This window comes from Microbacterium sp. WHRI 7836 (assembly GCF_040223885.2).
Lineage (GTDB): Bacteria > Actinomycetota > Actinomycetes > Actinomycetales > Microbacteriaceae > Microbacterium > Microbacterium oxydans.
On record NZ_CP168171.1, the window covers coordinates 2,328,330 to 2,355,027 of the forward strand.

Genomic DNA, 26,698 nt, shown 5'->3' on the forward strand with positions numbered 1-26,698 from the left:
CCGTCCGCGGGCACGCCCGTACCCACCCGATAGGATAGGCCGGGCGTGATTCAACCCGGGAATCCGCACCATTCCACGACGCTGAGGGAGACAGAGTGTCGGTTCTCGAGGGCTCGAGCATCCTCATCACAGGCGGCACAGGATCGTTCGGCAAGGCGTTCATCCGCCATGCGCTGACGCACCTCGATCCGCGACGTCTCGTCGTCTTCTCCCGTGACGAGCTGAAGCAGTACGAGGTGCGGCAGCAGTTCGGCGACGACCCGCGGCTGCGCTGGTTCATCGGCGACATCCGCGACGAGCGGCGCCTCGTCCGCGCTCTGCACGGAGTCGACTACGTGGTGCATGCAGCCGCGCTCAAGCAGGTCGACACCGCGGAGTACAACCCGTTCGAGTTCGTCAAGACCAACGTGCTCGGCAGCCAGAACGTGATCGAGGCGTCGATCGATGCGGGCGTGAAGCGGGTCGTCGCCCTGTCGACGGACAAGGCCTCCAGCCCCATCAACCTGTACGGCGCCACCAAGCTAACAGCCGACAAGCTCTTCATCACCGGGAACCACTACGCGGCCGCCTACGACACGCGCTTCGCCGTGGTGCGGTACGGGAACGTCATGGGCTCGCGCGGCTCGGTCATCCCGTTCTTCGAGAGGCTCGGAGCCGAAGGCAAGCCGCTGCCGATCACCGACCTGCGCTGCACGCGATTCTTCATCACGCTGCCGCAGGCCGTCGAGATGGTCGTCGACACCTTCGAGCTCATGCAGGGCGGTGAGCTGCTGGTCCCCCGCATCCCGTCGATGAAGGTGACCGACCTCGCGCACGCCGTCGTGCCCGGTGCAGACCTCGTCGACGTGGGCCTGCGCCCCGGCGAGAAGCTGCACGAGGAGATGATCAGCCCCGAGGAAGGCCGTCGTGCCGTGGTGGTCGCCGACGGCAAGTACTTCATCATCCAGCCCGACCTCGCATCGTGGGGCTATCGCGTCCCGAAGGATGCCGTTCCGGTGCCCGAAGGCTTCGCCTACCGATCCGACAGCAACGACCGGTGGTACTCGCAGGCCGAGATCGCGGCCATCATCGAAGCGGGTATCTGAGGATGCTGCCGTACGGGAGACAGTCCATCTCCGATGATGACATCCAGGCCGTCGTCGACGTCCTCCGCGGCGACTGGCTCACCACCGGACCCCTCGTCTCCGCCTTCGAGTCGAAGATCAGCGAGCTCACCGGCGGACATCGCGCGGTGACGGCCACCTCGGGCACGGCGGCGCTGCACATGGCGTATGCGGCAGCAGGGATCTCCGAGGGCGACGTCGTCATCTCCACGCCCATGACCTTCATCGCGACGACGTCGACCGCGTCCATGCGCGGTGCACGGATCGTCTTCGCCGATGTGGAGGAGGACACCGCCCTCATCGACCCGGCCGCGGTGGATGCCCTCATCGACGACCGCACCCGGATCATCACCGCCGTCGACTACGCCGGTCACCCCGCTGACTACGACCGGCTCACGGCGACGGCGGCGCGCTACGGAGCCCGCGTCCTCGACGATGCCGCGCACTCCATCGGCAGCACCTACAACGGCCGGCCGGTGGGCGATCTCGCCGACATCACGACGCTGTCGTTCTTCCCGACGAAGAACCTCACCACCGGCGAGGGCGGAGCGCTCGTCGCCAAGGATCCCGAGCTGGCACAGCGTGCGCACGAGTTCCACAACATCGGTCTCGTGCGGGATGCCTCGCGCTTCCAGGTGCCCGGCGAGGGTGCCTGGCATCAGGAGGTGCACGAGTTCGGCGTGAACTACCGACTCACCGACATCGCCTGCGCGCTCGGCCTGTCCCAGCTCTCCAGACTCGACGCGTTCAAACGTCGGCGCGCGGAGATCACGCGGCGCTACGACGACGCACTAGCCGATCTCGACGGCGTGCGCCGCCCGGTCCAGCGCGAGAACGTCGACGCGATGCGTCACCTCTACCCCGTGCGCATCCTCGACGGGCGACGTCGTGAGGTCTTCGATCGGATGCGGGAACTCGGCGTCGGTGTCCAGGTCAACTACATGCCCGTCTACTGGCATCCGGTGTACGCCGACGCGGGCTACCGGCGAGGGATGTGCCCGAACGCGGAGGCCTTCTACCGCGAGGAGCTGTCGCTTCCGATCCACCCTGAGCTGACCGATTCGCAGGTCGACCAGGTCGTCGACGCCCTCGCGGAGGCGCTGCGGTGACACGAGTCGGGATCATCACGCAGGCGCGGATGACCAGCACCCGGCTCCCCGGCAAGGTCCTGCTCGCCGCGGGCGGACGCACCCTGCTCGACCATCACATCGACAGGCTGCAGAAGCTCGACCTGCCACTGGTCGTCGCCACGACGACGAATGCGAGCGACGATCCGATCGCGGCGCTCGCGGTGTCCCGAGGAGCGCGCGTCTTCCGTGGCAGCGAGACCGACGTGCTGGGACGGTTCGCAGGCGCCGCGCGCGATGCCGGGCTCGACGTGGTCGTGCGCGTCACGTCGGACTGCCCCCTCATCGACCCCGCGCTCGTCCGGCGGGGCATCGAGCGGTTCGCCGAACTCGCGGACCCCACCGCACACGTGTCCAACGTGCTCGAGCGGACCTATCCCCGTGGCTTCGATTTCGAGGTGTTCTCCGCCGCTGCGCTTCTCGAAGCGGACGCACGGGCATCCCTTCCCGCCGATCGCGAGCACGTCACCCCGTTCCTCTACAGCGGCCGGGGAGCCGATACGCGCCTGCACGCCATCACCGGCACGCGCGACGCGTCGCGCTTCCGCGTCACCGTCGACACCCCGGAGGACCTCGCGGTCATCCGCGCCCTCGTCGAGACCTACAGCGCGGCTGACCTCAGCGCCGACGAGATCATCGAGGTCCTCGAAGCCCACCCCGAGCTGGTGGCCCTGAACGCGGACGTGGAGCAGAAGAAGCTCGGGGAGTGACTTCCCGAGCCGACGTGCGTCAGCGCGCGTTGTAGTCCTCGTTGTAACGGTCGAGGACCTCGGCGATCGGCGCGTCGAGGACCAGAGCGCCCTTGTCGAGGTAGAGGCCACGCGTGCAGAAACGGCGCAGGTCGCGTTCGTTGTGGCTGACGAAGAAGAGCGTGCGCCCATCGGCGAGCAGCTCGTCGATGCGTCGATAGCACTTCTCGCGGAACGCCTTGTCCCCCACCGCGAGCACCTCGTCGACGAGGAGGATCGGCTCGTCGAGCTGCGACACGACCGCGAAGGCCAGCCGCACCTTCATGCCGTTCGACAGGTGCTTGTAGGGGGTGTCCTCGAAGCCGGCGAGCTCTGCGAACTCGATGATGCCGTCGTAGCGCCGCGACACCTCCTCGCGGGACATCCCATGCAGACCAGCGGTGAGTCGGACGTTCTCCCGCACCGTGAGGTCGCCGACGAATCCACCGGTGATCTCGATGAGCGGTGCGACTCCGCCGTTGACGGTCACCGTGCCTTCGTCCGGAAGGAGCACCTTCGCCACGAGCCGGAGGAGCGTCGATTTCCCCTGACCGTTCCGGCCCACCACACCGATCGATTCTCCGGATCGGACCGAGAAGGACACGTCCCGAAGCGCCCAGAACTCTCCGGGTCGGGAGCGGCGGGAGGCGCCGCCGAACAGATCCTTGAAACTGCGGGACCCGCGTCGGTTGCGACGGAAACGCACTCCGAGGCTGCTGACTTCGATCGCGGTCGCCATCACAGCTCCTTCAGCACGGGTCGCTCGAGCTTGCGGAAGGCCCAGATCCCCAGCGCGAGGATCAGCAGGCTCATCGCGATGCTGATCGTCAGCGTGAACGTGTTCCACTGGTCGGGGAAGAACGGCATCCGGTAGAGCATGAAGATGCCGGCCAGCGGGTTGAAGGCTCCGAGGGTCTGGAAGATCCCCGGCAGATCGGTCACGTTGTAGATGATCGGCGTCGCGTAGAACATCGCCCGCAGGATCAGCGCCGTCGTGCGCTCCAGGTCGACGAAGAGCACGCACAGGGGCGCCACCAGCAGGCCGAGCCCGATGAGGAGGATGGTCTGCAGCACGACGGCCAGGGGAAGCCAGAGGACGCCCCACCCGATCTGCACCGTCCGGTTCGGATCGGCTTCGACCAGAAGGTTCACGACGATGAACAGCACGAGGACCGGCAGCGAGAAGAGGAACTCGATGCCCTTGCTCAGCACGATCCGGTTCACCCAGATCGATCGAGGGATGGCCGTCGAACGCACCAACCGCGAGTCCTTCTTGAAGGCCTTCGTGAAGTCGGAGACCGAACTGTTGAACCACACCCAGGGCAGCAGCGCGCTGATGAGGAAGATGATGTACGGCTCTTCCCCGACGTCCCGCTTGAACACCTGCGTGAAGACGAACCAGTAGATCACACTCATGACGAGCGGATCGAGCACGGACCACAGGTAGCCGAGGATGCTCGTCGAATAGCGGACCTTCAGGTCTCGGGCCGAGAGCAGCCACAGCGAGTGAAGGTATCGCCGCGGCGTCCCCGGCGCCCCGACAGCAGCGTGACTCACAGTGCCGAGTCTAGGCGAGCTCGTTGTTCCACATCGACAGCGCAGAGCCGATGGCCATGTGCATGTCGAGGTACTGGTACGTGCCGAGACGGCCGCCGAAGTGCACGTCGGTCTCGCCCTTGGTCAACTCGCGGTAGGCCAGCAGGCCGTCACGGTCGGTCGGGGTGTTCACCGGGTAGTACGGCTCATCGTCGCGCTCGGCGAATCGCGAGAACTCCCGCATGATGACCGTCTTGTCCTGCGCGTAGACGTCCTTGCGCTCGGGGTGGAAGTGCTTGAACTCGTGGATGCGCGTGTAGGGCACATCCATGTCCGGGTAGTTCATGACGCTGGTGCCCTGGAAGTCCCCGACGCTGAGCACTTCCTGCTCGAAGTCGAGCGTGCGCCAGCTGAGCGCACCCTCCGCGTAGTCGAAGTAGCGGTCGACCGGCCCGGTGTACACGACCGGCAGCTGACCGACCGTGGCCTTCTTGTTCAGCGGCTGCGAGTCGTCGAAGTAGTCGACGCCTAGCTTGACCTCGATGTTCGGGTGGTCGGCCATCCGCTCGATCCAGGCGGTGTAGCCGTCGGTGGGGAGACCTTCCCAGGTGTCGTTGAAGTAGCGGTTGTCGTAGGTGTAGCGCACGGGCAGACGGCTGATGATGTCGCCGGAGAGCTTGTGCGGATCCGTCTGCCACTGCTTGGCGGTGTAGTCGCGGAAGAACGCCTCGAACAGCGGACGCCCGACGAGAGCGATGCCCTTCTCCTCGAAGTTCGTCGCCGACTTTACGTCGAACTCCCCCGCCTGCTCCCTGACCAGAGCCCGAGCCTGGTCCGGCGTGTACGCCGCCTGGAAGAACTGGTTGATCGTGCCCAGGTTCACCGGCATTGGGAAGACCACGCCCTTGTGCGTGGTGTAGACGCGGTGGACGTAGTTGGTGAAGCTCGTGAATCGGTTGACGTACTCCCACACCGTGGCGTTCGACGTGTGGAAGAGGTGGGCGCCGTAGCGGTGCACCTCGATACCGGTCTGCGGCTCGGCCTCGCTGTAGGCGTTGCCGCCGATGTGGTGGCGACGGTCGATGACCGTGACCTTGCGGCCGGCGTTCGCGGCGCGCTCTGCGATGGTGAGGCCGAAGAAGCCCGATCCGACGACGAGGAGATCCATGTTGCTGCTTTCTGCCCGATGAGGCTCCGATGCGCACGAGAACGCGCGCCACACAGGTTCTCCACTCTACCGGGGCTCACCAGGGGAACCGTGTCAGCCGCCCGTCGGCGGAAGCACCTCGCCCTCATCCAGCATCGCCTGCAGCATCGGGGCGAGTGTGCGCCCGTACGTGTCGGAGACGTGGTTGTCGTCGATGTACACGGCGACGTTCCCGATCACGCCGAGGCAGATGGATTCCGGGCACATCCACGGTCGGAAATCGACGGCGGTGATCCCCTCGCGCTCAGCGAGCGCATCCAGGGAGACCCCCTCCTCGAACCCGATCTCCGGAACATCGCACATCTCGTCGGCCGCGTAGACGCAGCCGTACATGTCGAAGTCGAACCGCGGATTGTCACGTACGGCGATCACCTGGATACCGCGGTCGAGCAACAGCGACACGATGTCCTCGATCCCGTCCACCAAGACCTCCGGTGATGCCGGGCTGGCACGTGTGACGACGAGGTAGACCGCCTCGGGCTGCACGCGAAGGGCGTAGTCGATCGCCGCTGATCTCCATTCCTCGCAGGACGCGGCATCAGAGGCGGTCTCCGAGGAAGGAGCCGTGTCGGTGGAGGTGGAGGGTGCGCCGATCGCGATCGAGCATCCGCCCCTGAGCAGAGCGATCAGCTCCCAGTCCTGACCCTCCGCGGAGACCCGCAGCGGCGACATCAGCTGCTGGGCATGCGAGTCTCCCATCACGAGGACCCGCCGAGTCCCTGGGTCGGCGGCTCGCACGGTCTGCGTGCACGAGTCTTCCAGGGCCGGTTCGAGGGCGACGAGATCGCCGGTGCACTCCTGCCCGAGGTAGACCCACTCCGCATCGAGGGCCGTGGGGTCGGGGATCAACGGCAGGTCGATACCCGCGAGATCGATGGGCGCGTCGATCTGCGCCGCGCCCGGATACCCCTGGGAGTCACTCGCCTGGATCGCATTGGTGCGCTGCACGATGGTGCCCTGCCACGCGCCGAGCGGTATCGCGACCACCAGCACGGCCGCGACGAGCACCTCGATCCCGAGCTTCTTCGACCCTTGGAGAGCCTTTGCCTCCCGGACAGGCTGCTCGACGAAACGGGAGAGCAGCCTCGCGAGGACGAAGGACAGCCCGATGATGCCGAGGCCCGCCAGCATCCCCGGTTCGGATCGACCGGAGAAGACCATCCAGATCACCAGAACGGGCCAGTGGACCAGGTAGAGCGCGTAGGCGTCGCGCGACACGTACCGGAGAGGACGCGATGCGAGGAACGCCGTCGGTCCGCCGCGAGCCCCGTCCCGACCGGCGATGATCACGAGCGCTGCGCAGAGGATCGGCCACAGCGCGAGATAGCCGGGGAACCCTCCCTGCACATCGATGACGATGCCGCAGACGGCGATCCCGAGCACACCGATCCAGCCGAGCGTTGCGGCGCCGCGGATCGGACCGCGTAGAGCGGGCAGCGCCAAGGCGACCAGAGAGCCAGCGGCGAACTCCCACAGCCGGGTGCGGGTGTCGAAGTAGGCGAAGTCCTGCGCACTGTTCGTCTCCAGGACGGAGAACACCAGGGACACGACGAAGATGATGCCGAACACGGCGAACAGCGCGGGAACGATCAGGTGGCGACGCGTTCTGAGCGTCAGCCATACTCCGGCGAGGAGCAACGGCCACAGGAGAAAGACCTGCCCCTGCACCGACAGCGACCAGAAGTGCTGGAACACGCTCGGGGTCTGCGACGCACGCGCGTAGTAATCGACCTCGGAGAAGGCGAGGGTCCAGTTCTCGACGTAGAACAGGCTCGACCACGCCTCGCTCCATACCCGTGGCCACTCGGTCCGCGGGAACGCGAGGAAGGCCACGGCGAGCACGCCCGCGATCGTGACAGCGGCGGCGGGGACCAAGCGCAGGAACCGTCGGATCCAGAACGACCCGAGCTGCAGCGGTCGCCCCTCTTGCATCCTCCGAGCGAACGACCCGGTGAGGAAGAACGCGGAGACCATGAGGAAGACGTCGACGCCGCCGGAGACCCGTCCGAGCCACACGTGATAGACGACGACGAGCAGGATCGCCAGGGCGCGGAGGCCGTCGATGTCGGCGCGGTGCGAGGACACTCCCCCAGAGGCGTGAGGAGCACCCGGGTACGGCGCGAGCAACGTCTGTTTCATAGCGGAGCGGCCATGCCGGCGAACGGGCGCCGCGGTCTGTTCGGGGAGACCGTAGCCGCACCCAGCCTAACGTCGCGACGACGGGGAGTGGTCGCGACGTCCTCAATGATCGGTCGGCGGTGTCTCCGAGGCGAGGTGGCGGGCGCTGCTCGCGCGCAGCAGCACGGTCGTGCGATAGGTCGCGACGAGCACGGCGGATGCCGCGATCACACCGACGATCCCGATGAGACCCCACAGCAGCACGGCAGGAATCATGAGCGGGAGGCTGATGACGGCGGCGACGACCGATGACTTCGCGAGCTCTCTCTCCCGGTGGAGGGCGACGAGCCCGGCGAGACCCACGATCTGCGCGACGCACTCCCCCGCGAAGCCGATCCCCGCGATGAGCGCGATCTCGAACGGGATGACGGCCTTCCCCACGGTCAAGGGGATGGAGATCGGGGTTGCCAGGAACGCGAAGCAGGCGCCGCCGAACAGCCCCACGGCCAGACCCACCCACAGCGAGCCCCTTGCGCGCAGACGGGTCTGCTCCGGTCCTGCTTCCGGCACCCACCCCTGCACGGCCTGGAGGATGGGGGCGAGTACGAGCACGCCGTACCGGTACAGCTTGTCGACGGCGGCGAAGATCGGCAGGACGGGTTTCATGTAGACGTCGACGAGGAGCACCGGGAGCATGGTCGAGAGGTTGCCGAAGAGCACCGTCGCGAGCCCAGGGATCTGTGCGCGCATCGTCGATCCGAGCTCCTTCACCCTCGTGCGATGGAGGCGCACTCCGTCGCGCTTACGCAGTGCGAAGAGAAGACCGCCGACGACGCCGGCGACGGTCGCGAACGCGACGCAGTAGAGGTAGGAGGTCAACGTCGGCGCGATAACCACGGCGACCAGCGCGGCGACCTGTCCCAGGACGGCAGGCAGCGCGTCGAACACGAGCATCGCCACGGGCCTGTTGGTCCCGATGAAGTACCATGCGGCCCCGATTCCGGGGATGGCATAGGCGATCGTGGCGAGCACGGCCGCGAGCGGATCCGCGCCGAGCACGATGCCCAGGATCACGGCGAGCGGACCGACGATGAGGAACAAGAGCACTCGGGCGACGACCGAATCGGCGAGGAACTGCCGTCGGCTGCTCGCGGGGAGCGCGGAAACGGTGCTCGGGCCCGTCGCCCCCCACCCGAACGCGACGAAGATCGATGCGAACTGGCCGATGATCTGGAGCACGAACAGACGCGCCCACTCGTCGGTGCCGATCGTACTGATCAGCAGCGGGATCGAGACGATGCCCACCACCGTGGACGCGACGATGGAGACCGAGAACAGCGCGCTCCGGCGCAGCAAGTCGTGTCGAAGCAGCGCTCCCAGCCGGCTCACGCTCGCCGACCGAGCCGACCGAGCACATCGGGCCGGATGCGACCGAGCGTGCCGCGCCTGCCATCACGCCAGCCGGCACGGACGGCGCGCAGCTGCGCGACCCGGTCGGGGGCGAGGACGCTCCCCCACAGCACCATCTCCGCCATCTTGCGATTGCGACGCCTCATCCACCCCCGGTGGTCCGCGCCGTACTGTCGCGACAGCCACACGCTGTTGCGGACCATGTAATAGGTCCGCCACGGAGCGTGGTACAGCACGTGCCGCTGCTTTCCCAAGATGACCAGCGGGCGTCCGAACACCGAGAGCGGCACCGCCTCCCCCAGAGCGTGCTCCATCGCGAGTCCCTCATCGACGAGGAACTGGTAACCGGCCTCGCGTGCGCGCACGGTGAACTCGGAGTCGACCGCGTCGATGAACAGATCCGTGCGGAACTCGCCGATCGCCTCGAACGCACCTACCGGGAGCAGTTGCCCGGACTGGATCGGGTCGAACGGACCACCGGTCGGATCGTTCAGCACCGGCGCTCCTCCGACGACGCCAGGCACGGCGGCCGCGACGTTCACGCCCTGCGCCTCTGCTGCGTCGATGCGGCTCAACAGACGTTCCACATGCCCGTCGGCCAGAGCAGAGTCTTGATCGAGCGTGAGGATGTGCGTCGCCCCGAGCTCGCGCGCCCGGCTGATCGCCGTGTTCAAAGCGGTCGCGATACCGCGGTTCTCCCCGGCGGAGATGACCTCGGTCCGCTCCGGGAACGTGATGGTGTCGACGGATCGGGAGCCGTCGTCGACGACCACGACGGAATCGACCTGCCGCAGGATCGACTCGATCGTGCTCGGCAGACTCTCGGGTGCGCGGAACACCGGGATCACGGCGACTATGCGATGCGGCATCAAGTGCTCCTGTAGGGGTGGCGGGCGAACCGGAGCAGCGGACATCCACCGGCAACGGGCCAGACGATCCTACCGAGGTCGGCTGGACGGCTCGCTCAGCGGGGGCCGGATCGTCCCGTCGAATCCGGGTCCTCACTCATCGGACAGGATCTTCCCGATCGTCGCCGAGATCTCGGGAGCGAGCATCCGCACGTATTCCAGGTTCAGGTGATCGGCGTCGTAGTAGACGGGGACACCGCCGATCACGGCATAGCATCGCTCCGCATCGCAGAAGCGATCCGTCAGATCCAGCACCGTGATCGAGTCCGAGCGCTCGGCGGCGCCGGCCATCAGGACGGGGTCTGCCGGCTGCGCCTCCGCCCGGGGACGCGCGCAGACCTCGGGGTCCGTGGAGTTCAGCAGCACGCAGTCCGCGCCGCGCACCTCCCCGTTGTACGGCGGGTCCGCGATCGCCAGGACATCGATCCCCTCGTCGGCCCACGCCGTCCAATAGTCGATCAGGCCCGCACTCATCTGCTCGAACGCGGGCGTTCCGCTGCCGTCGTCCACCAGATCCTGTCGTGCCGCCATCGCGGTGACCACCAGATCGGGCTTCGCCGTGCGGATCGTCGCGGCGAGGTCGTCCGACCAGGTGTTGCATCGATCGGCCTCCGCCTGCCCCCACGGACCGCGGAACCCGAGGAAGTCGACATCGGCCACCGGACACCCGCCGAGATAGCTCGTCGTGACGATCCAGTTGTTCTCCCTGGCGATGTCGAAGATGGCTCCCTGCCACTGCTGTGCGTGCGAGTCGCCGACCAGCCAGACCCGCTTCGGGTCGGAAGCGCCTTCCGAGAAGTCGCACTCCAACGTCGTCTGCTTCTCTCCGTATGTGAGGATCGGCAGGAACGTCCCACATTCCGGCGGCGTGAAGAAGTACTCGTTCTTCGAGGTCATCACCGAGTACTCCGCCGGACCGAACGCGTCGGCGCAGTCCGCCCCAGGGGCCATCGCCAGCGGTCCCTCGCACGACGATGCGACGACCTCGGCGGGAGGCCGGTCGGCATCCACGCGTGTCTGGTACCAGGCGAGCACGCCGGCGACGAGGCCGCCGATCACGACCATGCCGACGAGCATGAGACCGAGTGCTCTGCGGGTCGACGTGCGCCAGTAGCGCCACTTCTGCCCCCTGTCCTCGACGAAGGTCTTCGTGAGGGCGGCGAGGACGATGGAGATCGCGAGGACGCCCAGCTTGGAGAGCGTGCTGGCTTCCGCGCCGATCACGAACGGAGCAGCGACGATCAGCGGCCAGTGCCAGAGGTAGAGCGAGTACGAGATCCCTCCCACCCACTGGACGGGTGCCGACGCCGTCAGCCGTGCGTGCCAGAGTCGCGCGTACGACGTGCCCGCGACGATGACGGCAGCGGTGCCCAGCACGGGAACCAGGGCCGCGTACCCGGGGAAGGACGTCGTGTGGTCGTACGCGAACGCCGAGAAGGCGATCAGCACGAAGCCGAGGATGCTCACGATCTGGGCGACGATACGCGGGAGTCGCAGTCGTGCACCGAGCAGCGCGACGGCGCCGCCGACCGCGAACTCCCAGCCCCGGGTGAAGGTCGCGAAGTATGCCTGGGACGGGGCGAGGATCGTGTACACGATGCTCGCGCCCAGCGACAGCACGCCGACCGTCGCGACGACGAGCAGCAGCGCTCTCGAAGCGCTCCGATCGCCATCCCCGGACAGAGAAGAACTGCGGCCGAGGCGTGTTGAGGCGGCCAGGGCCGCGAGCAGCAGCAGGGGCCACACGATGTAGAACTGCTCTTCGACCGAGAGCGACCAATAATGCTGCACCATGCTCGCCGCGTCGTTGAGTGCCGAGTAGTTCACCGACATCGCCGCGAGATACCAGTTCTCGACGTAGCCGGCGCTCGCGGCGATCTCCCAGGCGTTGCGCGCCCACCGCGGATAGGGAAGGAACGCGATCAACAGAACGAGGGAGACGGCGAGCACGACGAACGCTGCCGGGAGCAGGCGGCGGATGCGGCGAGCGTAGAAGGCGCCGAGCCGCACCCCGCCGGTCCGTGTCATCTCCCCCACGAGGTGCCCGGTGATGAGGAACCCCGAGATAACGAAGAAGACATCGACGCCGACATAGCCGCCGGTGATGCGCGTCGGCCAGAGGTGGTTCAGGACGACGAGCCCGATGGCGACCGCACGCAGAGCCTGGATGTCGGTGCGGAATACACGCTCACGAGGTGCGGCCGACAGCGGTGCCGCCGTGGGCAGCGGAGCGCTCACGAACCGAGATACTCCCGCAGCAGATCGTCGCCCGTGCGAGGGTCGAAGCCGGCCGCACGCACACGGGTCAGATCGAGTTCGCTGTTGCGCGGCCGAGGAGCGATCGGACCGGATGCCGAAGCGAAGTACTGCTCCGTGGAGACACCCGTGACGCGGGACGGGTCGTGGCCCGTCAACTGGTACACACGCCGCGCGACGTCCGCCCACGTCACCGCGTCGCCTGCCGACGTCAGGTTGTACACGCCGGGCGCCGGGCGCACGGCGAGCAGGTGGCGGATCAGCTCGGCGATCTGCGAGGCGAAGGTCAGCCGACCGAGCTGGTCGTCGACGACGGTCGGATCGATGCCCTTCTCGGCGAGCGAGGCCATCGTCCTCACGAAGTTGTTGCCTGCACCGATCACCCAGGATGTCCGGATGATGTAGTGCAGCGGAGCCGTGGCCACGGCGATGTCACCCGCCGCCTTCGACTGTCCGTAGACGCCGAGCGGGCAGACTGCATCGTCTTCACGGTACGGGCGCTCCCCCGACCCGTCGAAGACGTAGTCGCTGGAGACATGCACGAGCGTGATGCCGTACTCCGCGGCGATGCGAGCCAACGCCGCGGGTCCCACGGCGTTGACCGCCCACGCGTCCCGGCGTCCTTCCGTGGTCTCGGCACGGTCGACCGCGGTGTACGCGGCGGCGTTGATGATGGTGTCGTAGTCGCGCCACCGGCGCGCTGATCCCAGGTCGGCCGCGCCGAGGTCGATCTCGGCGCGCGTCGTCCACTCGATGTTCTCCACACCGTCGAACTCCTCGCGCAGCGCCGAGCCGAGCTGACCGGATGCGCCGATCACGAGCGTGCGACGCGGAGCGATGGGCGACACGTCTGCGAGGCGGGGGTGTGCGAGGTCCTTCTCCGAGACCTCCGCCTCCGAGAGCGAGATCGGCCACGCGATGGCGGCGGTCTCGTCGGCGAGATTGAGGAAGGAGTATGACGCGTCGGGCGACCAGTGATCGTTCACCAGGTAGGTGTACGCCGTGTCGGGCTCGAGCGTCTGGTACGAGTTCCCGACGCCGCGCGGAACGAAGATCGCCCTGGACGGGTCGAGCTCGGCCGTGAAGACCGCACCGAAAGTCGGCCCCTCGCGCAGGTCGACCCACGCGCCGAAGATCCGCCCCGTGGCGACCGAGACCCACTTGTCCCACGGCTCGGCGTGGATGCCCCGCGTGGTGCCGACGGCGTCGTTGAAGGACACGTTGTTCTGCACCGGCCCGAAATCGGGCAGGCCGAGCGCTGTCATCTTCTCGCGCTGCCAGTTCTCCTTGAACCACCCGCGCGAATCACCGTGCACTGGCAGGTCGAAGATCACCAGCCCGGGGATCCCGGTCTCCGCCCGGCCGAGCTTCTTGCCGAACTCGATGTCGCTCACGACGCCTACTGTCCCTTCGTCGCGTAGAAGGCCTCGGTGGAGTCCTTCGACGGCGCCCACCATGCCTCGTTGTCGCGGTACCACTGGATGGTCGCCGCGAGACCGGATTCGAAGTCGGCGTACTCCGGAGACCAGCCCAGCTCTGTGCGGAGCTTCGTCGAGTCGATCGCGTACCGCAGGTCGTGGCCGGCACGGTCGGTGACGTGGTCGTAGGCGTCGCGCGGCTGACCCATCTCCTCGAGGATCAGCTCGACGACCTCCTTGTTGTTGCGCTCGCCGTCGGCCCCGATGAGGTACGTCTCGCCGATCCGCCCCTTCTCGAGGATGGTGAGCACCGCAGACGAATGGTCGTTCGCGTGGATCCAGTCGCGCACGTTCTCGCCGGCGCCGTAGAGCTTCGGACGGATGCCGCGGATCACGTTCGTGATCTGTCGCGGGATGAACTTCTCGACGTGCTGGTACGGGCCGTAGTTGTTCGAGCAGTTCGAGATCGTCGCCTGGACGCCGAAGGAGCGGACCCACGCCCGGACCAGCAGGTCGCTGCCGGCCTTCGTCGATGAATACGGCGACGACGGGTTGTACGGCGTCTGCTCCGTGAAGCGCTCCGGATCGTCGAGCTCGAGGTCTCCGTACACCTCGTCGGTCGAGATGTGGTGGAAGCGCTTCTCGTGCCGGCGCGCGGCTTCGAGGAGCGTGTACGTGCCGATGATGTTGGTGTCCAGGAAGGGACGAGGGCTGTGCAGCGAGTTGTCGTTGTGGGACTCTGCGGCGTAGTGCACCACGGCATCGGCTTGGGCGGTGAGCGTGTCCACCAGCTCGGCGTCGGTGATGTCGCCGTGCACGAAACGGACACGGTCATCGGGCAGACCCTCGAGCGAGGCCCGGTTGCCCGCGTAGGTGAGGGCGTCGAGCACCGTGACCGTGTGGTCGGTGTTCTCGACGGCGTAGTGCACGAAGTTGGAGCCGATGAAACCGGCGCCGCCGGTGACGAGGATGTTCGACATCAACGACCTCTTTCCAGGGTCTCGAGGAGGTAAGTGCCGTAACCGGACTTGACGAGCTTCTCTGCGCGCTCGCGGAGTTCGTCATCGTCGAGGAAGCCCTGACGCCATGCGACCTCCTCCGGCACACCGATGCGGAGCCCGGTGCGACGCTCCATGGTGCGCACGTAGTCGCCGGCGTCGGACATCTGGTCGAACGTGCCGGTGTCCAACCATGCGGTGCCGCGGGGCAGGACCTCGACCTGGAGCGCGCCGCGCTCGAGGTAGGCACGGTTGACGTCGGTGATCTCGTACTCCCCGCGTGGGCTGGGTTCGAGCGAGCGGGCGATCTCGACGACGTCGTTGTCGTAGAAATAGAGGCCGGGTACGGCGTAGTTGCTCTTCGGCTGCGCCGGCTTCTCCTCCAGGGAGACCGCACGACCGTCGGCGTCGAACTCCACGACGCCGTAGGCGTTCGGCTCCGCCACCCAGTACGCGAACACCGCGCCGCCCTCGACATCGGTGTACCGCTTGAGCTGCGTGCCGAGACCAGGACCGTAGAGGAGATTGTCTCCGAGGACCAGCGCGACCTTGTCATCGCCGATGAAGTCGGCACCGATCACGAAAGCCTGGGCCAGCCCGTCCGGAGAGGGCTGCTGCGCGAATGTCAGGTTGACGCCGAACTGCGAGCCGTCCCCGAGGAGACGCTCGAACTGCTCCGCATCGTGCGGTGTCGTGATGATCAGGATGTCCTTGATACCCGCGAGCATCAGAGTGGACAGCGGGTAGTAGACCATCGGCTTGTCGTACACCGGGATCAGCTGCTTCGAGATTCCGATCGTGATCGGGTGCAGTCGAGTTCCGGAGCCGCCAGCGAGAATAATGCCTTTCACCCCCATATCGTGCCACATCCCGGCGGGGAGCGCGGTGGGAGGATTCGCTTGCGCCACTTCAATCACAGTGGCATCATCTGTATCTTTCCGTCACACTAGGCAAGTGACCAGCTCAGTTTCCCCACGCCTGCGCGCCCTCATCGCGAGTACAGCCGCAGTCGTCTTTGCTGCCTCCCTGCTTCTCGCGAGCCCTGCGACCGCTGCCGGAGGGGGTGATCCCGCCGCCGGCGCCGCGGCATCCGCACCCGAAGCGACCGACATCGTCAAGACCGCGGACCTGTCCCTGTTCCGCCCGGGGAACATCATCGCCGACGCGGTGTTCTTCAACGCCGTGACGATGAATGCCGGGCAGATCGACTCATTCCTGCGGAGCAAGGTCTCCAGCTGCCGCGCGGGCTACGTCTGCCTCAAGGACTACCGGCAGAACACCCCGACCCGTCCCGCCGACGCCTACTGCAACGGCTACGCCGGTGCCGGCAACGAATCGGCGGCGACCATCATCGACAAGGTCTCCAAGTCGTGCGGCATCAACCCGCAGGTGCTCATCGTGATGCTGCAGAAGGAGCAGGGGCTGGTCACCGACAGCTACCCACCGGCGGGCCGCTTCAACATCGCGATGGGTCAGGGCTGCCCCGACACCGCAGGATGTGACCCCGCGTACTCCGGGTTCTTCTACCAGGTCTACGGCGCGGCCAGGCAGATGAAGATCTATGCCGAGGGCCGCTGGTTCACCTACTACGCTCCCGGCCGCACGTGGAACATCCTGTACCACCCGGAGCCCAAGCGGAACTGCGGTTCCGCACCGGTGTACATCGAGAACACCGCGACGGCAGCGCTGTACTACTACACGCCGTACCAGCCGAACCGCGCCGCGCTCAACGCCGGCTACGGAGAGGGAGACGGATGCTCTGCCTACGGCAACCGGAACTTCTACCAGTACTTCACCGACTGGTTCGGCAGCACGCAGCGCGTCACCTCCGTGATCGTGCGCGGCGACGGCCCCGAGGTGTATCTGCTGTCCGGCGGATACCGCTTCCACATCAAGACGGCTGAGGACCTGCGAGCGTTCTCCGCGAAGCTCGGTGCCGTGAGCCAGGTACCGGCCTCCTACCTCAAGACCATCCCCCTGGGTTCGCAGATCTCCCGCTACGTGCACGACGCCCGTGAGGGGATCCTCTATCTGATCGATCCCGACGGCACCCGCCACCGGTTCGGCAGCGAGAAGCAGATCCTCGATTTCGGCTACGCCTTCAATTCCTACGTGAATCTCGCGCCCGCGATCATCGACGCGTTCCCCCGCGGCGAGGATGTCGGGAGCCTCTTCCACGTCGGCGTCGACACCCAGATCTACTCGCTCGACAACGGACAGAAGAGATATGTCCCCAGCGTCGAGACCTGGCGATACCTCTCCGGGGGCAAGCTCGGCTACGTGGCCTCGATGGATCCGAGCGCGGCGGCGAAGTTCCCGCAGGGGCGCGTTGTCCTCATGCCGCGGTCGATGGTGCGCGAGGTCGACAAGCCGGCCGTGTACCTCGCGACAGCGGGCACGACGCTCATCCACACCCCCAGCCTCGAACTCGGCGCGGCGTTCGGCACGTCGACCGCGGTCACCGTGCTCCCGTCCGGGGCGCTCACCGGTTACGCCCCCGCGGCCACGACGCTGTCTCCGTTCGTCACGTGCGACGCGGCGCCGTATGTCATCTCGAGCGCCGGCCTGCAGCGGATCTCCGGCAACATCCCGGCGACACGATTCACCACCACGGCCCTCACGGCCGCGGACTGCGCCGCGTTCACCCCGAACAACACGCCGACCGCCCAGCCGTTCTTCATCCGCACCGACGAACGGGGCGAGGTGTACCGTCTGCTCGACGGCCAGCTGCAGTACGTCTCGTCGTACTCGGACCTGGTCACCCTCTCGGGAGGCACCATCCGCCTGGTCGGGTGGAAGGACGCCACCGTGGGCGTGCTCGGCGTCACCAAGCCGATGATCCCCTCGGGAACCGTCGTGCAGTTCGCCGGCGACGGCAGGGTCTTCCGGTGGAACGGCTCGCAGCTCTCGCACATCACGACCTACGAGGCCCTGCTGAGGATCGGCGGCGGAAAGGCGCCGACGATCGCGACCATCCCGGCCAGACTCGCGCCGGTGATGCCTGTCGGCGCTCCGACCGCCTAGGGTCGCCGTCAGGGTCGGCTTGGTAGGCTCAGACATCATGCCAGAAACCACGCTGATCATCGTCCCCGCCTGGAACGAAGCGCAGAACATCCCGACGACGGTCCGCGAGATCACCGCTGCATGCCCCACGTACGACGTGCTGGTCATCGATGACGGGTCCACCGACGCGACGGGCGCGGTCGCCGATGCCGCGGGTGCACGCGTGGTGCGGCTACCGTTCAACCTGGGCGTCGGCGGCGCGATGCGTGCGGGGTTCCTGTACGCCGCGCGTCACGGCTACAGCCGCGTCATCCAGGTCGATGCCGACGGCCAGCACAACCCGCAGGACATCGATCGCGTGCTCGCAGGGCTCGAGCACGCCGACATCTCCATCGGCGCGCGATTCGCCGAGGTCGGCGACTACGTCGCCCGGGGTCCTCGCCGGTGGGCGATGCGCGTGCTCGCACGGACGGTGTCCCGCGTCTCCGGCGCCACGCTGACCGACGTGACGAGCGGCTTCCGCGCAGCCAACCGCCGGGCGATCGCCCAGTACATCACCTACTACCCCGCGGAGTACCTCGGCGACACGCTCGACTCCCTCGTCGCAGCAGTGCACGCAGGGCTGACGGTCACCCAGGTTCCGGTCGCGATGCGTCCGCGCCTGCACGGAAAGCCCAGCCAGGGGCCGCTCTCGGCATCCGTCTACCTGCTGCGATCGGTCTTCGCCCTGACCTTGGCCATCGTCCGACGTCCGATCCGACGCTCCTCCGCCCCGTCCCCCGTCGTGTCAGCGTAGGAAGGCACCCCATGGTTGTTCTCGGCGCACTCGTGCTGTCCATCGCTCTGCTGTCGTTCATCCTCTGGATGCTGTTGACACGGCGCCTCCGCGAGAAGTACGCGGTGCTGTGGCTCCTGATCGGCGTCGCCGCCCTCGTCGCATCGGTGTTCCCGCAGTTGCTCTTCTGGCTCACGGGGGTGCTCGGAGTCGAGCTGCCTGCGAACCTCTTCTTCCTGCTCGCCATCCTGCTCCTGCTCGGTGTCGCCCTCCATCTCTCGTGGGAGCTGTCGACATCGGAGGAGGAGATCAGAGTCCTCGCCGAGGAGGCGGGTCTCGCCGAGACGCACATCATCGAGGTCCAGCATCGGTTGAGCGCGCTCGAAGCTCGACTGGAGGAGCTCGACGGCGGTCCGCGAAGCTGACCGTCAGCGCCTCACTGCGCCGCTGGGCCTGACCGCGGCCAGGAACAGGCGTCGAGCCCGAGCGAGGTCTCCACCTGCGAGCGCAGCGACCATCTCGCTCGCGGCGTTGAGTCGGGAGATGCACCGTCGCCGACCGATCCTGGCCGCCCGCGCCCAGCCGTTGGCCTTCATCCGCGCGGCGTACTCGTCGAAGAACGCGGCTTCCTGCTCGAAGCGGCTGCCCGACGCGGCCGTGACCGACGACACGGAGCTCATGTGCCTGCGATAGTCGAAGACCACGTCGTCGGTCACCAGCATCGACCCGCCGTCCAGTGCGATGTCCAGGAGAAGCCCGAGATCGAGCGCGACCGCCCAGTGATCATCGAAACCGTGGGCGCGCGCCACCTCGCTCTTCCAGACGATCGACGGGAAGTACGCCCAGTCCGCTCGGATCAGGCTCTCCGCCATGTGCCGAGCGTCGAGGATCCGGCCGCCCTCCCCCACCCGCGGCCGTACCCAGCGCTTCACGCGATCCGCAAGGGGCAGAACGTGTCGGCCCGACTCATCGATGACGCTCACTCCCGGCTGGAACACGTCCACCCCGGGATTGTCGGCGATGAGCCGTGACATCACGCCGATGTAGTCCGGATGCATCCGGTCGTCATCCCCCATCATCACGAAGTAGGGCGCTTCGACCAGATCGAGACAGCGGTTGAAGTTCTTCGCCAACCCGAGGTTCTGCTCGTTCCTGACGTACACCACTCGCGGGTCGCCGAGCGCTTCGAGACGCTCTCGGATCGGATCACCGGGGTACGCGTCGTCGACACAGACGAGCCGCCAGGAGTCGCTCGTCTGCTCGAGGACCGACCGGATCGCCTCCCACGCCGAATCCGGGTGACTGTAGTAGGGCAGCATGACGTCGATCGTCACACGGCCGGGCTCAGTCATCGATCTTCCCGGTGCGGCCGGCCCTGGCATCTCGCCAACCGGCCAAGGCATCCCCCACCGGCACCCGTCCTGTCCTGCGCCATCCGACGATGAGCTCCTCCGCCGCCCGACGACCGAGCGCGAGCGAGCTGCGCACCCTGCCGAGCCCGGCCTTGCGCGCGAACAGCGCCATGTTCCGGACCCCGAGTCGCAGCGGATGGGCTCCGGGCTCCTGCGCGGCGCGCACATCGAGCACCACGGTCCGCCAGCCGTGCCTTCTGAGCGCCCACCCCGTATCGACATCCTCGAAGTACAGGAAGTACATCTCCTCCATGCCGCCGATCTCGCGGAGCGCACGGGTGCGGTACATCACGACCGCACCGTCGACCCAGTCGACATCGCGGGATCCGGAGGCGGGGGCGGTCACATGGTGATAGGCACGCCCGCCCTTGGTGAGGACTCCACCCGCGGAGAACACGACATCGGGCCTGGACACCCAGTACAGGGTCGGCGCGACCGCGCCCACGTCCGGAAGACGATCGAAGGCATCGAGCAGGCGCGCGCTGAGGTCCTCCTCGAACCAGGCATCATGCGTCAGCACGAGCAGATTCTCGATCCCTCGCTGCTCACACACGTCGAGAGCCAGGTTGACGGCTGCCCCGTACCCGGGGTTGTCACCCCGTCGGATCATCACAGGTGGTCTCCCGTTCACATCCGTCAGCACGTCATCAGGCAGATCGCCGCCGTTGTCCACGATGATGACCTGAGCGCACGGCGCCTCCTGAGAGTCCAAGCGCGCGAGCACGTCCCTGACCAGGTCTGGGCGTCGATATCCGATGACCAGCGCGGCATAGTCGCTCATTGGCGTGATTCCTCCTTCAGTCGCCTGAAGGCAACGACGCCTAGGCTAGCTAACATGTCCAGACCGTCCGATCCGCCCGCTCGCCCATCCCTGGTCAGCGTCTCGAAGTACCTGCCCTTCGAGGGTATCCGTCATGCGGGAGGCCAATACGCACTGCAGCACTATCGAGCGCTCCGCGACATGTTCACGATCCACGTCGTCGCCCCATCGACACGCCTGAACCGCGATGCGTCCGCGACCGAGCCCGACCTGGACTACCGGCTGCTGCAGAGCAGGAGCCTCCTGTCGACGGACGCCGGCAAGCCCCTCGCCGATCTTCAGTCCGTCGTCACGGGAAGTAGCGCGCACCCGTGGTTCCGCCGTGCGCTGGCGAACGACGCGCCTTCGCGTGTGGTCCTGTCCGCAGCAGACATCGTCGAGTACCAGTGGTCGGAGATGTCGAGCCTCACCCGCACCGTGCGCCGTCTGGCTCCCGGAGCGAAGACCGTCATCATCGCTCACGATGTCATCACGCAGCGCTGGGACCGCGCAGCCGAGCAGGCGACGAACCCGCTGAAGAAGATGGCGTTCTCGGCCGCCGCTCGGGCGAGCAGGCGCCGTGAGCGTCGCTCGTTCGACGACGTGGATGCCGTGATCACGTTCAGCGAGAAGGACGCCGCCCTGGTCCGCGAGCTCTCGCCCTCGTCCGCGCCGGTGGTGGTCCATCCCGGTTTCCCCGTGCCTCCCGCTCGTCAGCGGGGTCGCCGGAACACGACGGTCGTCTTCACCGGCGCGATGAACAGGCCGGACAACGACGAAGCTGCGCGCTGGTTCCTGTCCGCCGTCTGGCCGCGTGTATCCGAGACGCTACCCGATGCCCGCTTCCGGATCGTCGGGGCGAATCCGAGCGCGGCACTTCGCGCGGCAGCGTCCCGCTCCGATGGAGTCGAGGTGACCGGAGCCGTCGATTCCTTCGACGACGTGTATTCCGATGCCGATGTCTGCGTCGTGCCGCTGCTCAACGGCGCCGGAGTGAAGTTCAAGACGATCGACGCGATGATGTGGGGCATCCCGGCTGTGACGACTTCCGTCGGTGCGGAGGGAATCGAGGGGGCAGACCTCCTCCACGCGGTCGTCGACGATCCCGACGCCTTCGCAGACGCCGTGATCAGTGCGCTGCGGGGAGCCGGCGAGGACACGGCGATCGCGGCCAGGGCCTGGGCCGTGTCCGTGTACGGTCTCGACGCGTTCCGCGACAGGCTCAGAGGTGTCTACGCCGCGCTTCTGGACGCTCAGCCGCAGGGGGACGTCAGTCGCAGCCGGTGATCTGGTAGAGGACGGCGTCACCTTCGGCGTCGATCTCGGTGACCAGATCGGATCGCCCGAGTCGCTCGAGACCACGATAACGATGCTCGTCGCCGTGGATCTCCTGCGAGCCGAAGTCGAGCACATAGTCGACCCCTGACCGCTCGACCGCGTCGCAGACCTGCGCTTCCGATCCGCGCCGGGAGAGCTCGTCCATGATCTCCTGCTCGTCGGGGCTCATCCCCATCAGGATGTGCGGCATGACGACCTCGCGGTCGGCATAGGCGTAAGCCATCCCGGTCCCTGTCCACGGGGAGCCGATGATGAGCGCGTCGTCGGGCACCTCATCGGGAAGCCGCTCCAGCAGAGCGCGCTCATCCGTCGAGATGAGAGGCGATGTCTCGGTGTATCGGTATGCCACGGCAGCGGCGGTCATCGCCTGCGCCATCGCCAGCGCCTGGCCGGCGAGGAGCACCACGGCCCCCACGGACATCCCGACGACGACGGACCGCCGCACAGACGGGGCTCCCACTTTCAGACGCACCCAGGCCAGCACCCATGCAGCCCCGACCGCCGCGAGCGGTACCGCCATGATGGGCAGAAGCGCCGCCAGGCGCGGAGCGTTGTTGTACCAGGCCGCCGTCATGAGGTCGCGCAACGGCTGGAACGGCATCGCGCTGGCGACCACGAAGAGCACGGTGACGGCGAGCATGAGGGCGAGGGCGACGACGTCCGCGCGTTGCCGACGCTTCGCGACGACGACCACGCCGACGACGAACAGCACCGCCATCAGCAGAGGGATCAGCTGGTAGCGCGGGGAGAGGGTGAGTGCCTGACCGAGCGCCTGGCTGATGGTCTGCTCTGTCGGCCAGCCGCGCGCTTCGAGCGGCGGACGCAGCACACGCCACGCGATGAAGCTCACGAGAGCGAGCACGCCGAACCCGATCGAGGTGATGATCACCCGGCGACGCTCCGGACGGGTGCGGAGGAATCCGATGAAGGCGAGGGAGACCGCGATCATGGAGAGGATGATCAGCGCGACGAGCGCCCCAGGGTGCGCGACGGCGATACCGGGGATCAGTCCGAGCACGAGCAGGACGAGTACGGCGTCCGGAATCCGATCATCATCGCCGTGGAGCCGCACGAGCTGGATGACGGCAGCGAGCGCCGCCGGCACGAGACTCACGCCGAGCAGGTAGGGATAGAGCACACCGTAATCGAGCATCAGCAGCGGGAACGCCGGGAGGAGCCCGCTCAGCAGGACTGCGCCGACGACGATCGTCAGTCGCCTCCCGAAGAGCACCACCGTGAGGAGCGCGACCGTGGCGGGCCACACCACGGCGGCGGTCGCGATCGTCACCGCGTTCGTGGCGACCATGATGGTCGTGCCGGTGAGCTGGACGACGAGCGCGACGATCGAGTGCCAGGCTGCCGGATAGAACGCCGACGCTCCTGGTGCACTCGTCATGCCGCCCACGCTCATCGGAGAGGCGTTCTCAGTGTCGAGGATGTACCGGACGGCATTCAGGTGGAAGACGTTGTCGAACGTCTGGGAGATGTTCTCCGGTGCGCCCACCACGAGCGCGATCTGAAGTCCGAACAGGATCGCCGCGACCACGAACGACGCCGCGATCATGGCCGTGCGGCGCGAGACCTTGCCCACCGACCCACGGGCGCGGGTGAATCGGGCGACGAGGTACGCGACGATCGCCAGGCCGAGTGCGGTGACGAGCACCGGGAGCACCGACCACGGGATACCGAGCAGGCCTGACCCCAGCGACGCGAGCACGATGACGCTCACCGACGCCGGAGCGGCGACGCCCCACGCCCAGAGCCCTCGCAGCGAGAGAGCCCTGGCGACGAGGTATCCGGGGAGGAAGAGAAGGGCTACCGAGATGAGGATGACAGGCGCCGCCCCCAGCCAGCTCACGCGTCTTCCGCCTCGGGATACCGCACCTTGGGGTTGAAGGTGATCCCCTGCAGCCACTTGCCGAGGAGGCGAGCGCGAAGGTCGAGGGAGACCTTTCCGCGGTGCAGGCTGACGAACAGCCGGGCGCCGAACTCGAGGAAATGCAGGAGTCCGCGGTGGTGCAGCTGCCACGACGCTTCGTTGCGCACGCCGTAGGCGAACTTCCACAGGCTCTTCCGGTCGACCATCGCGAAGTTCACGCCGCGGTTGTCGCCCATGTCATGGATCACCGAGCTGTCGAGCACCTGCACTCCGGGGCAGCGGGCGGTCAGACGCAACGTGTACTCACGGTCGTCGAACCAGATGAAGTACTCCGCGTAAGGGAAGCCGTATTCGGCGATCGCCCACCGCGGGATCAGCACGGAGACGAACGAGCACGCGGTGACCATCACGTTCTGCTGGCCCTTGACCAGGAGCCGTCCCCAGTCCCACGTCGGAACGGGATTGTTCATCTCGCAGATGCTGCCGTCCGTGAACTCCACGACCGAGCAGGCGAACGGCACGTCGGGGCCGAGCTCCGACACGGCACCATCGAATCCTGCGATCAATGCGGCGAGCGCATCCGGCTTCGGGTAGCAGTCGTCGTCCATGATCCAGACGTGATCGGCACCGGAAGCGTACCCCCGGCGCATACCCTCGGTGAATCCACCGGCTCCTCCCGAGTTGGTCGCCATGGTGACGACCTCGACGGGCACCGGGAGCTCGAGGCCCGCCAGGTACTCAGCGGTACCGTCGGTCGAGGCGTTGTCGATCACGAACAGCGTCTCCACCGGGTGCGTCTGCGCGGCGATGGAGGCGAGGACCGTCTTGAGCTTCTCCAGCCGATTGAATGTGACGACCACCGCTGCGACGCTCACCACGAGCTCACCTCTTCCTTGAACCATGAACTCGCGGACGGCTGCGACAGCAGCTTCTTCTCCGCCTTGCGCTCCTTGCGCCAGAGCGACTCCCTGGCCTTCTCGTCGCCGATGAGCGGCGCGACGGCATCTGCGAGTCGCCGTGCCGCACGGTGTGCGAAACGTGGCACGAGAGCGGGAGCGGGGATGATGTCGCGCTGAGCGCCGACATCTGTCGAGACGACGGGCACACCGTGCGCGATCGCCTCCAGCGTCGTCAGCGTGAGCCCCTCGTTGTGGGACGAGACCACGAGGACGTGCGCTTCGTCGAGCGTCTCGGAGACCGGCGTCAGAGAGGTGCGACGGACGATGTCATCGGTCATGTCCGCTGCGGCGATGATGTCGTCCACCCACCCGGCGAGCTCGCCGTCGCCGTGAAGGATGTACCGCACCGAATAGCCCTGGCGCTTGAGGCGAGCGGCCATCGCGACGAAGACCTCCGGTGCCTTCTGTCTTGCCAGCCGGCCGACGAAAGCGATGGTGAAGGTCTCCCCCTCAGCCCTGGACCGGAAGACGGCATCCTTCGGCTTGACCGTGAGTCCGCCCAGCGGAGCCATCACGACCTTCTCGGAGGGGATGCCCTGCACCTCGGTCATCCAGCGCGCGAGGCTGGGAGATATGACATGGTGCTTCGTCAGGGACTCGGCCGCGATCGCGCTGCTGAGCGGATATCCGCCCCCTCGGTACTCGACGATGTGAGTGCTGTCGATGATCGGGATGCCCGGCCGGGAGGCGGCGATCCACGCGATGCGGTCATACAGCCACTGGTTGTGGTGGATCACGACGCCGCGCACGTCGAACGTGCGCAGCAGAGCTCGCAGCAGCGGCTCGATACCGGGAGTCTGCGATTCGACCGTGGGCTCGGAGAACGGGATGAGCAGCGCGCCGTCGAGTTCCGGCCTCGTGATCCACGGCTGATGGGAGTCACGGTTCGTCAGGACGATGGGCAGGAAGCCGGCCTCGCGCACGAGTCGGACGGTTTCGAAGGCCCAGAGCTCTGCCCCTCCGAGCTGGAACCAGTGCAGACCGATGATCACGGCCTTCTGCGCGCCGGCGGGCGTCTGCGCGGCAGGGACGATGACGTCGTCCTCATGGAGTTCGCCCGGACGGAACTCCGATGCGTACTGACGGCGCTGCACCGGCGTGTGCAGCTGGCGACGGAACCGGAGAAGCGACAGATCGCGGAGGTCGTCGTAGAAGAGGGGCGCCCGGGCCTTCACCTGCCGTGCGACACGGCCGATAAGGTCCTGGCGCGGCATCTGATAGGGATCGGACTCCAACACCACGTCGGCCGAGACGTGCAGGTGCCGTGTGTGCGAAGCCGTGAGTGCGGCGGACACGGCCTCGGAAGGGAGAATCGTGCGGTTCTCCGGTGCGACCGTGCTGACGACATCGAAAGTCGTCAGACGATGCCTGTTGAACCGCGACATGCCGTCGAAGGTGCTGTCATCCGTGAGCCGCGGCGGCGTCTCACGCGTGCCGTCGTAGAGATGCACGCGGAGTTCCCGCTCCGGCGCCATCAGGGCGTGGAAGTTCAGCGCCCCCACCAGCAGACGACGCTCCCGCAAGGAGAATTCCGTTCCCGTCCGCTCGTCCGAGAAGCGAAAGAGGGCGGGTTGATCGAGAGCTTGGAGAAGTGTCACGAGTACCTGTTGCTTTCGGATCGACGGACGCACAGACCTCGGCGAGCCTATCAGCGACACCAGGCGTCACCCTGGGTCTCGGCTGTGCCACCACGGCGGGCATCCGGTCCCTCCTGGTTGCCAGGT

The 26,698-nt window shown here is 67.0% G+C and carries 22 protein-coding genes; 7 read left to right on the forward strand and 15 right to left on the reverse strand.

Annotated features, from left to right (window positions below; genetic code table 11):
• Window positions 1–95: 95 nt before the first annotated feature.
• The 3 genes from pseB to ABRP18_RS11170 are packed head-to-tail and all read left to right on the forward strand — an operon-like array spanning window position 96 to window position 2,940.
• Window positions 96–1,085: a UDP-N-acetylglucosamine 4,6-dehydratase (inverting) gene (gene pseB, locus ABRP18_RS11160; protein ID WP_058632621.1), complete on the forward strand. Its 990-nt coding sequence runs from the start codon at window positions 96–98 to the stop codon at window positions 1,083–1,085.
• Window positions 1,086–1,087: 2 nt separating this feature from the next.
• Window positions 1,088–2,212, forward strand: a complete 1,125-nt coding sequence (gene pseC, locus ABRP18_RS11165) for a UDP-4-amino-4,6-dideoxy-N-acetyl-beta-L-altrosamine transaminase (protein WP_349884655.1) — start codon at window positions 1,088–1,090, stop codon at window positions 2,210–2,212.
• A complete protein-coding gene (locus ABRP18_RS11170; protein WP_113680192.1) occupies window positions 2,209–2,940 on the forward strand; it encodes a cytidylyltransferase domain-containing protein in 732 nt (243 codons plus the stop codon). Before pseC ends, ABRP18_RS11170 begins: the two co-directional genes overlap by 4 nt.
• A 19-nt stretch (window positions 2,941–2,959) precedes the next feature.
• Here the strand turns inward: ABRP18_RS11170 and ABRP18_RS11175 are convergent, their stop codons facing one another.
• The 10 genes from ABRP18_RS11175 to rfbA all read right to left on the reverse strand — a co-directional run bounded on the left by ABRP18_RS11175 (window position 2,960) and on the right by rfbA (window position 15,660).
• Window positions 2,960–3,697 carry an ABC transporter ATP-binding protein gene (locus ABRP18_RS11175; RefSeq protein WP_046749514.1) on the reverse strand — a complete coding sequence of 246 codons (738 nt, stop codon included), beginning with the start codon at window positions 3,695–3,697 and terminating at the stop codon, window positions 2,960–2,962.
• Window positions 3,697–4,515, reverse strand: coding sequence for an ABC transporter permease (locus ABRP18_RS11180; protein ID WP_046749515.1), 819 nt, complete (start codon window positions 4,513–4,515; stop codon window positions 3,697–3,699). The genes ABRP18_RS11175 and ABRP18_RS11180 overlap by 1 nt, the downstream gene beginning before the upstream one ends.
• A 10-nt stretch (window positions 4,516–4,525) precedes the next feature.
• Entirely contained in the window at window positions 4,526–5,662 is a 1,137-nt protein-coding gene (glf, locus tag ABRP18_RS11185) for a UDP-galactopyranose mutase (RefSeq protein WP_113680193.1), read from the reverse strand.
• Window positions 5,663–5,755: 93 nt separating this feature from the next.
• Window positions 5,756–7,786, reverse strand: a complete 2,031-nt coding sequence (locus tag ABRP18_RS11190) for an acyltransferase family protein (RefSeq protein WP_374168941.1) — start codon at window positions 7,784–7,786, stop codon at window positions 5,756–5,758.
• A gap of 156 nt (window positions 7,787–7,942) precedes the next feature.
• Entirely contained in the window at window positions 7,943–9,208 is a 1,266-nt protein-coding gene (locus tag ABRP18_RS11195) for a lipopolysaccharide biosynthesis protein (RefSeq protein ID WP_061015317.1), read from the reverse strand.
• Window positions 9,205–10,098 carry a glycosyltransferase gene (locus ABRP18_RS11200; RefSeq protein ID WP_061015318.1) on the reverse strand — a complete coding sequence of 298 codons (894 nt, stop codon included), beginning with the start codon at window positions 10,096–10,098 and terminating at the stop codon, window positions 9,205–9,207. The genes ABRP18_RS11195 and ABRP18_RS11200 overlap by 4 nt, the downstream gene beginning before the upstream one ends.
• Before the next feature lie 132 nt (window positions 10,099–10,230).
• Window positions 10,231–12,375: an acyltransferase family protein gene (locus ABRP18_RS11205; RefSeq protein ID WP_061015319.1), complete on the reverse strand. Its 2,145-nt coding sequence runs from the start codon at window positions 12,373–12,375 to the stop codon at window positions 10,231–10,233.
• Complete coding sequence (locus tag ABRP18_RS11210; protein ID WP_349884657.1) at window positions 12,372–13,787, reverse strand: bifunctional dTDP-4-dehydrorhamnose 3,5-epimerase family protein/NAD(P)-dependent oxidoreductase; 1,416 nt, start codon at window positions 13,785–13,787, stop codon at window positions 12,372–12,374. The genes ABRP18_RS11205 and ABRP18_RS11210 overlap by 4 nt, the downstream gene beginning before the upstream one ends.
• 5 nt (window positions 13,788–13,792) lie before the next feature.
• Window positions 13,793–14,791, reverse strand: a complete 999-nt coding sequence (gene rfbB / locus ABRP18_RS11215; RefSeq protein WP_113680196.1) for a dTDP-glucose 4,6-dehydratase — start codon at window positions 14,789–14,791, stop codon at window positions 13,793–13,795.
• Entirely contained in the window at window positions 14,791–15,660 is an 870-nt protein-coding gene (gene rfbA, locus ABRP18_RS11220; RefSeq protein WP_058632643.1) for a glucose-1-phosphate thymidylyltransferase RfbA, read from the reverse strand. The genes rfbB and rfbA overlap by 1 nt, the downstream gene beginning before the upstream one ends.
• A 103-nt stretch (window positions 15,661–15,763) precedes the next feature.
• Here rfbA and ABRP18_RS11225 point away from each other — a divergent pair, with 103 nt between their 5' ends.
• Genes ABRP18_RS11225 through ABRP18_RS11235 form a run of 3 tightly spaced genes read left to right on the forward strand, consistent with a single transcriptional unit; the run spans window position 15,764 to window position 19,012 of the window.
• Window positions 15,764–17,833 carry a hypothetical protein gene (locus ABRP18_RS11225; protein ID WP_179515924.1) on the forward strand — a complete coding sequence of 690 codons (2,070 nt, stop codon included), beginning with the start codon at window positions 15,764–15,766 and terminating at the stop codon, window positions 17,831–17,833.
• A 37-nt stretch (window positions 17,834–17,870) separates the two neighbouring features.
• Window positions 17,871–18,608: a glycosyltransferase family 2 protein gene (locus ABRP18_RS11230; RefSeq protein ID WP_058632609.1), complete on the forward strand. Its 738-nt coding sequence runs from the start codon at window positions 17,871–17,873 to the stop codon at window positions 18,606–18,608.
• 11 nt (window positions 18,609–18,619) lie between these two features.
• The gene (locus ABRP18_RS11235) at window positions 18,620–19,012 is read left to right on the forward strand and encodes a DUF2304 domain-containing protein (RefSeq protein ID WP_061015322.1); all 393 of its coding nucleotides are present in this window, start codon (window positions 18,620–18,622) and stop codon (window positions 19,010–19,012) included.
• 3 nt (window positions 19,013–19,015) lie between these two features.
• On the opposite strand, the gene ABRP18_RS11240 is transcribed toward ABRP18_RS11235, so the two are convergent.
• Both ABRP18_RS11240 and ABRP18_RS11245 read right to left on the reverse strand, forming a co-directional pair.
• A complete protein-coding gene (locus ABRP18_RS11240) occupies window positions 19,016–19,939 on the reverse strand; it encodes a glycosyltransferase family 2 protein (RefSeq protein ID WP_218867326.1) in 924 nt (307 codons plus the stop codon).
• Entirely contained in the window at window positions 19,932–20,780 is an 849-nt protein-coding gene (locus ABRP18_RS11245) for a glycosyltransferase (protein ID WP_061015324.1), read from the reverse strand. The genes ABRP18_RS11240 and ABRP18_RS11245 overlap by 8 nt, the downstream gene beginning before the upstream one ends.
• A gap of 54 nt (window positions 20,781–20,834) precedes the next feature.
• On the opposite strand from ABRP18_RS11245, the gene ABRP18_RS11250 reads away from it, so the two are divergent.
• The gene (locus tag ABRP18_RS11250; RefSeq protein ID WP_113680197.1) at window positions 20,835–22,085 is read left to right on the forward strand and encodes a glycosyltransferase; all 1,251 of its coding nucleotides are present in this window, start codon (window positions 20,835–20,837) and stop codon (window positions 22,083–22,085) included.
• Here the strand turns inward: ABRP18_RS11250 and ABRP18_RS11255 are convergent.
• From ABRP18_RS11255 to ABRP18_RS11265, 3 genes are read right to left on the reverse strand one after another with little or no spacing between them, the layout of a single operon-like run.
• Window positions 22,069–23,994: a DUF6541 family protein gene (locus tag ABRP18_RS11255; protein WP_179515923.1), complete on the reverse strand. Its 1,926-nt coding sequence runs from the start codon at window positions 23,992–23,994 to the stop codon at window positions 22,069–22,071. The genes ABRP18_RS11250 and ABRP18_RS11255 overlap by 17 nt on opposite strands.
• The gene (locus ABRP18_RS11260) at window positions 23,991–24,890 is read right to left on the reverse strand and encodes a glycosyltransferase family 2 protein (RefSeq protein WP_230977845.1); all 900 of its coding nucleotides are present in this window, start codon (window positions 24,888–24,890) and stop codon (window positions 23,991–23,993) included. The genes ABRP18_RS11255 and ABRP18_RS11260 overlap by 4 nt, the downstream gene beginning before the upstream one ends.
• Window positions 24,887–26,497: a glycosyltransferase gene (locus tag ABRP18_RS11265; protein WP_061015327.1), complete on the reverse strand. Its 1,611-nt coding sequence runs from the start codon at window positions 26,495–26,497 to the stop codon at window positions 24,887–24,889. The genes ABRP18_RS11260 and ABRP18_RS11265 overlap by 4 nt, the downstream gene beginning before the upstream one ends.
• Window positions 26,498–26,698 lie beyond the last annotated feature (201 nt).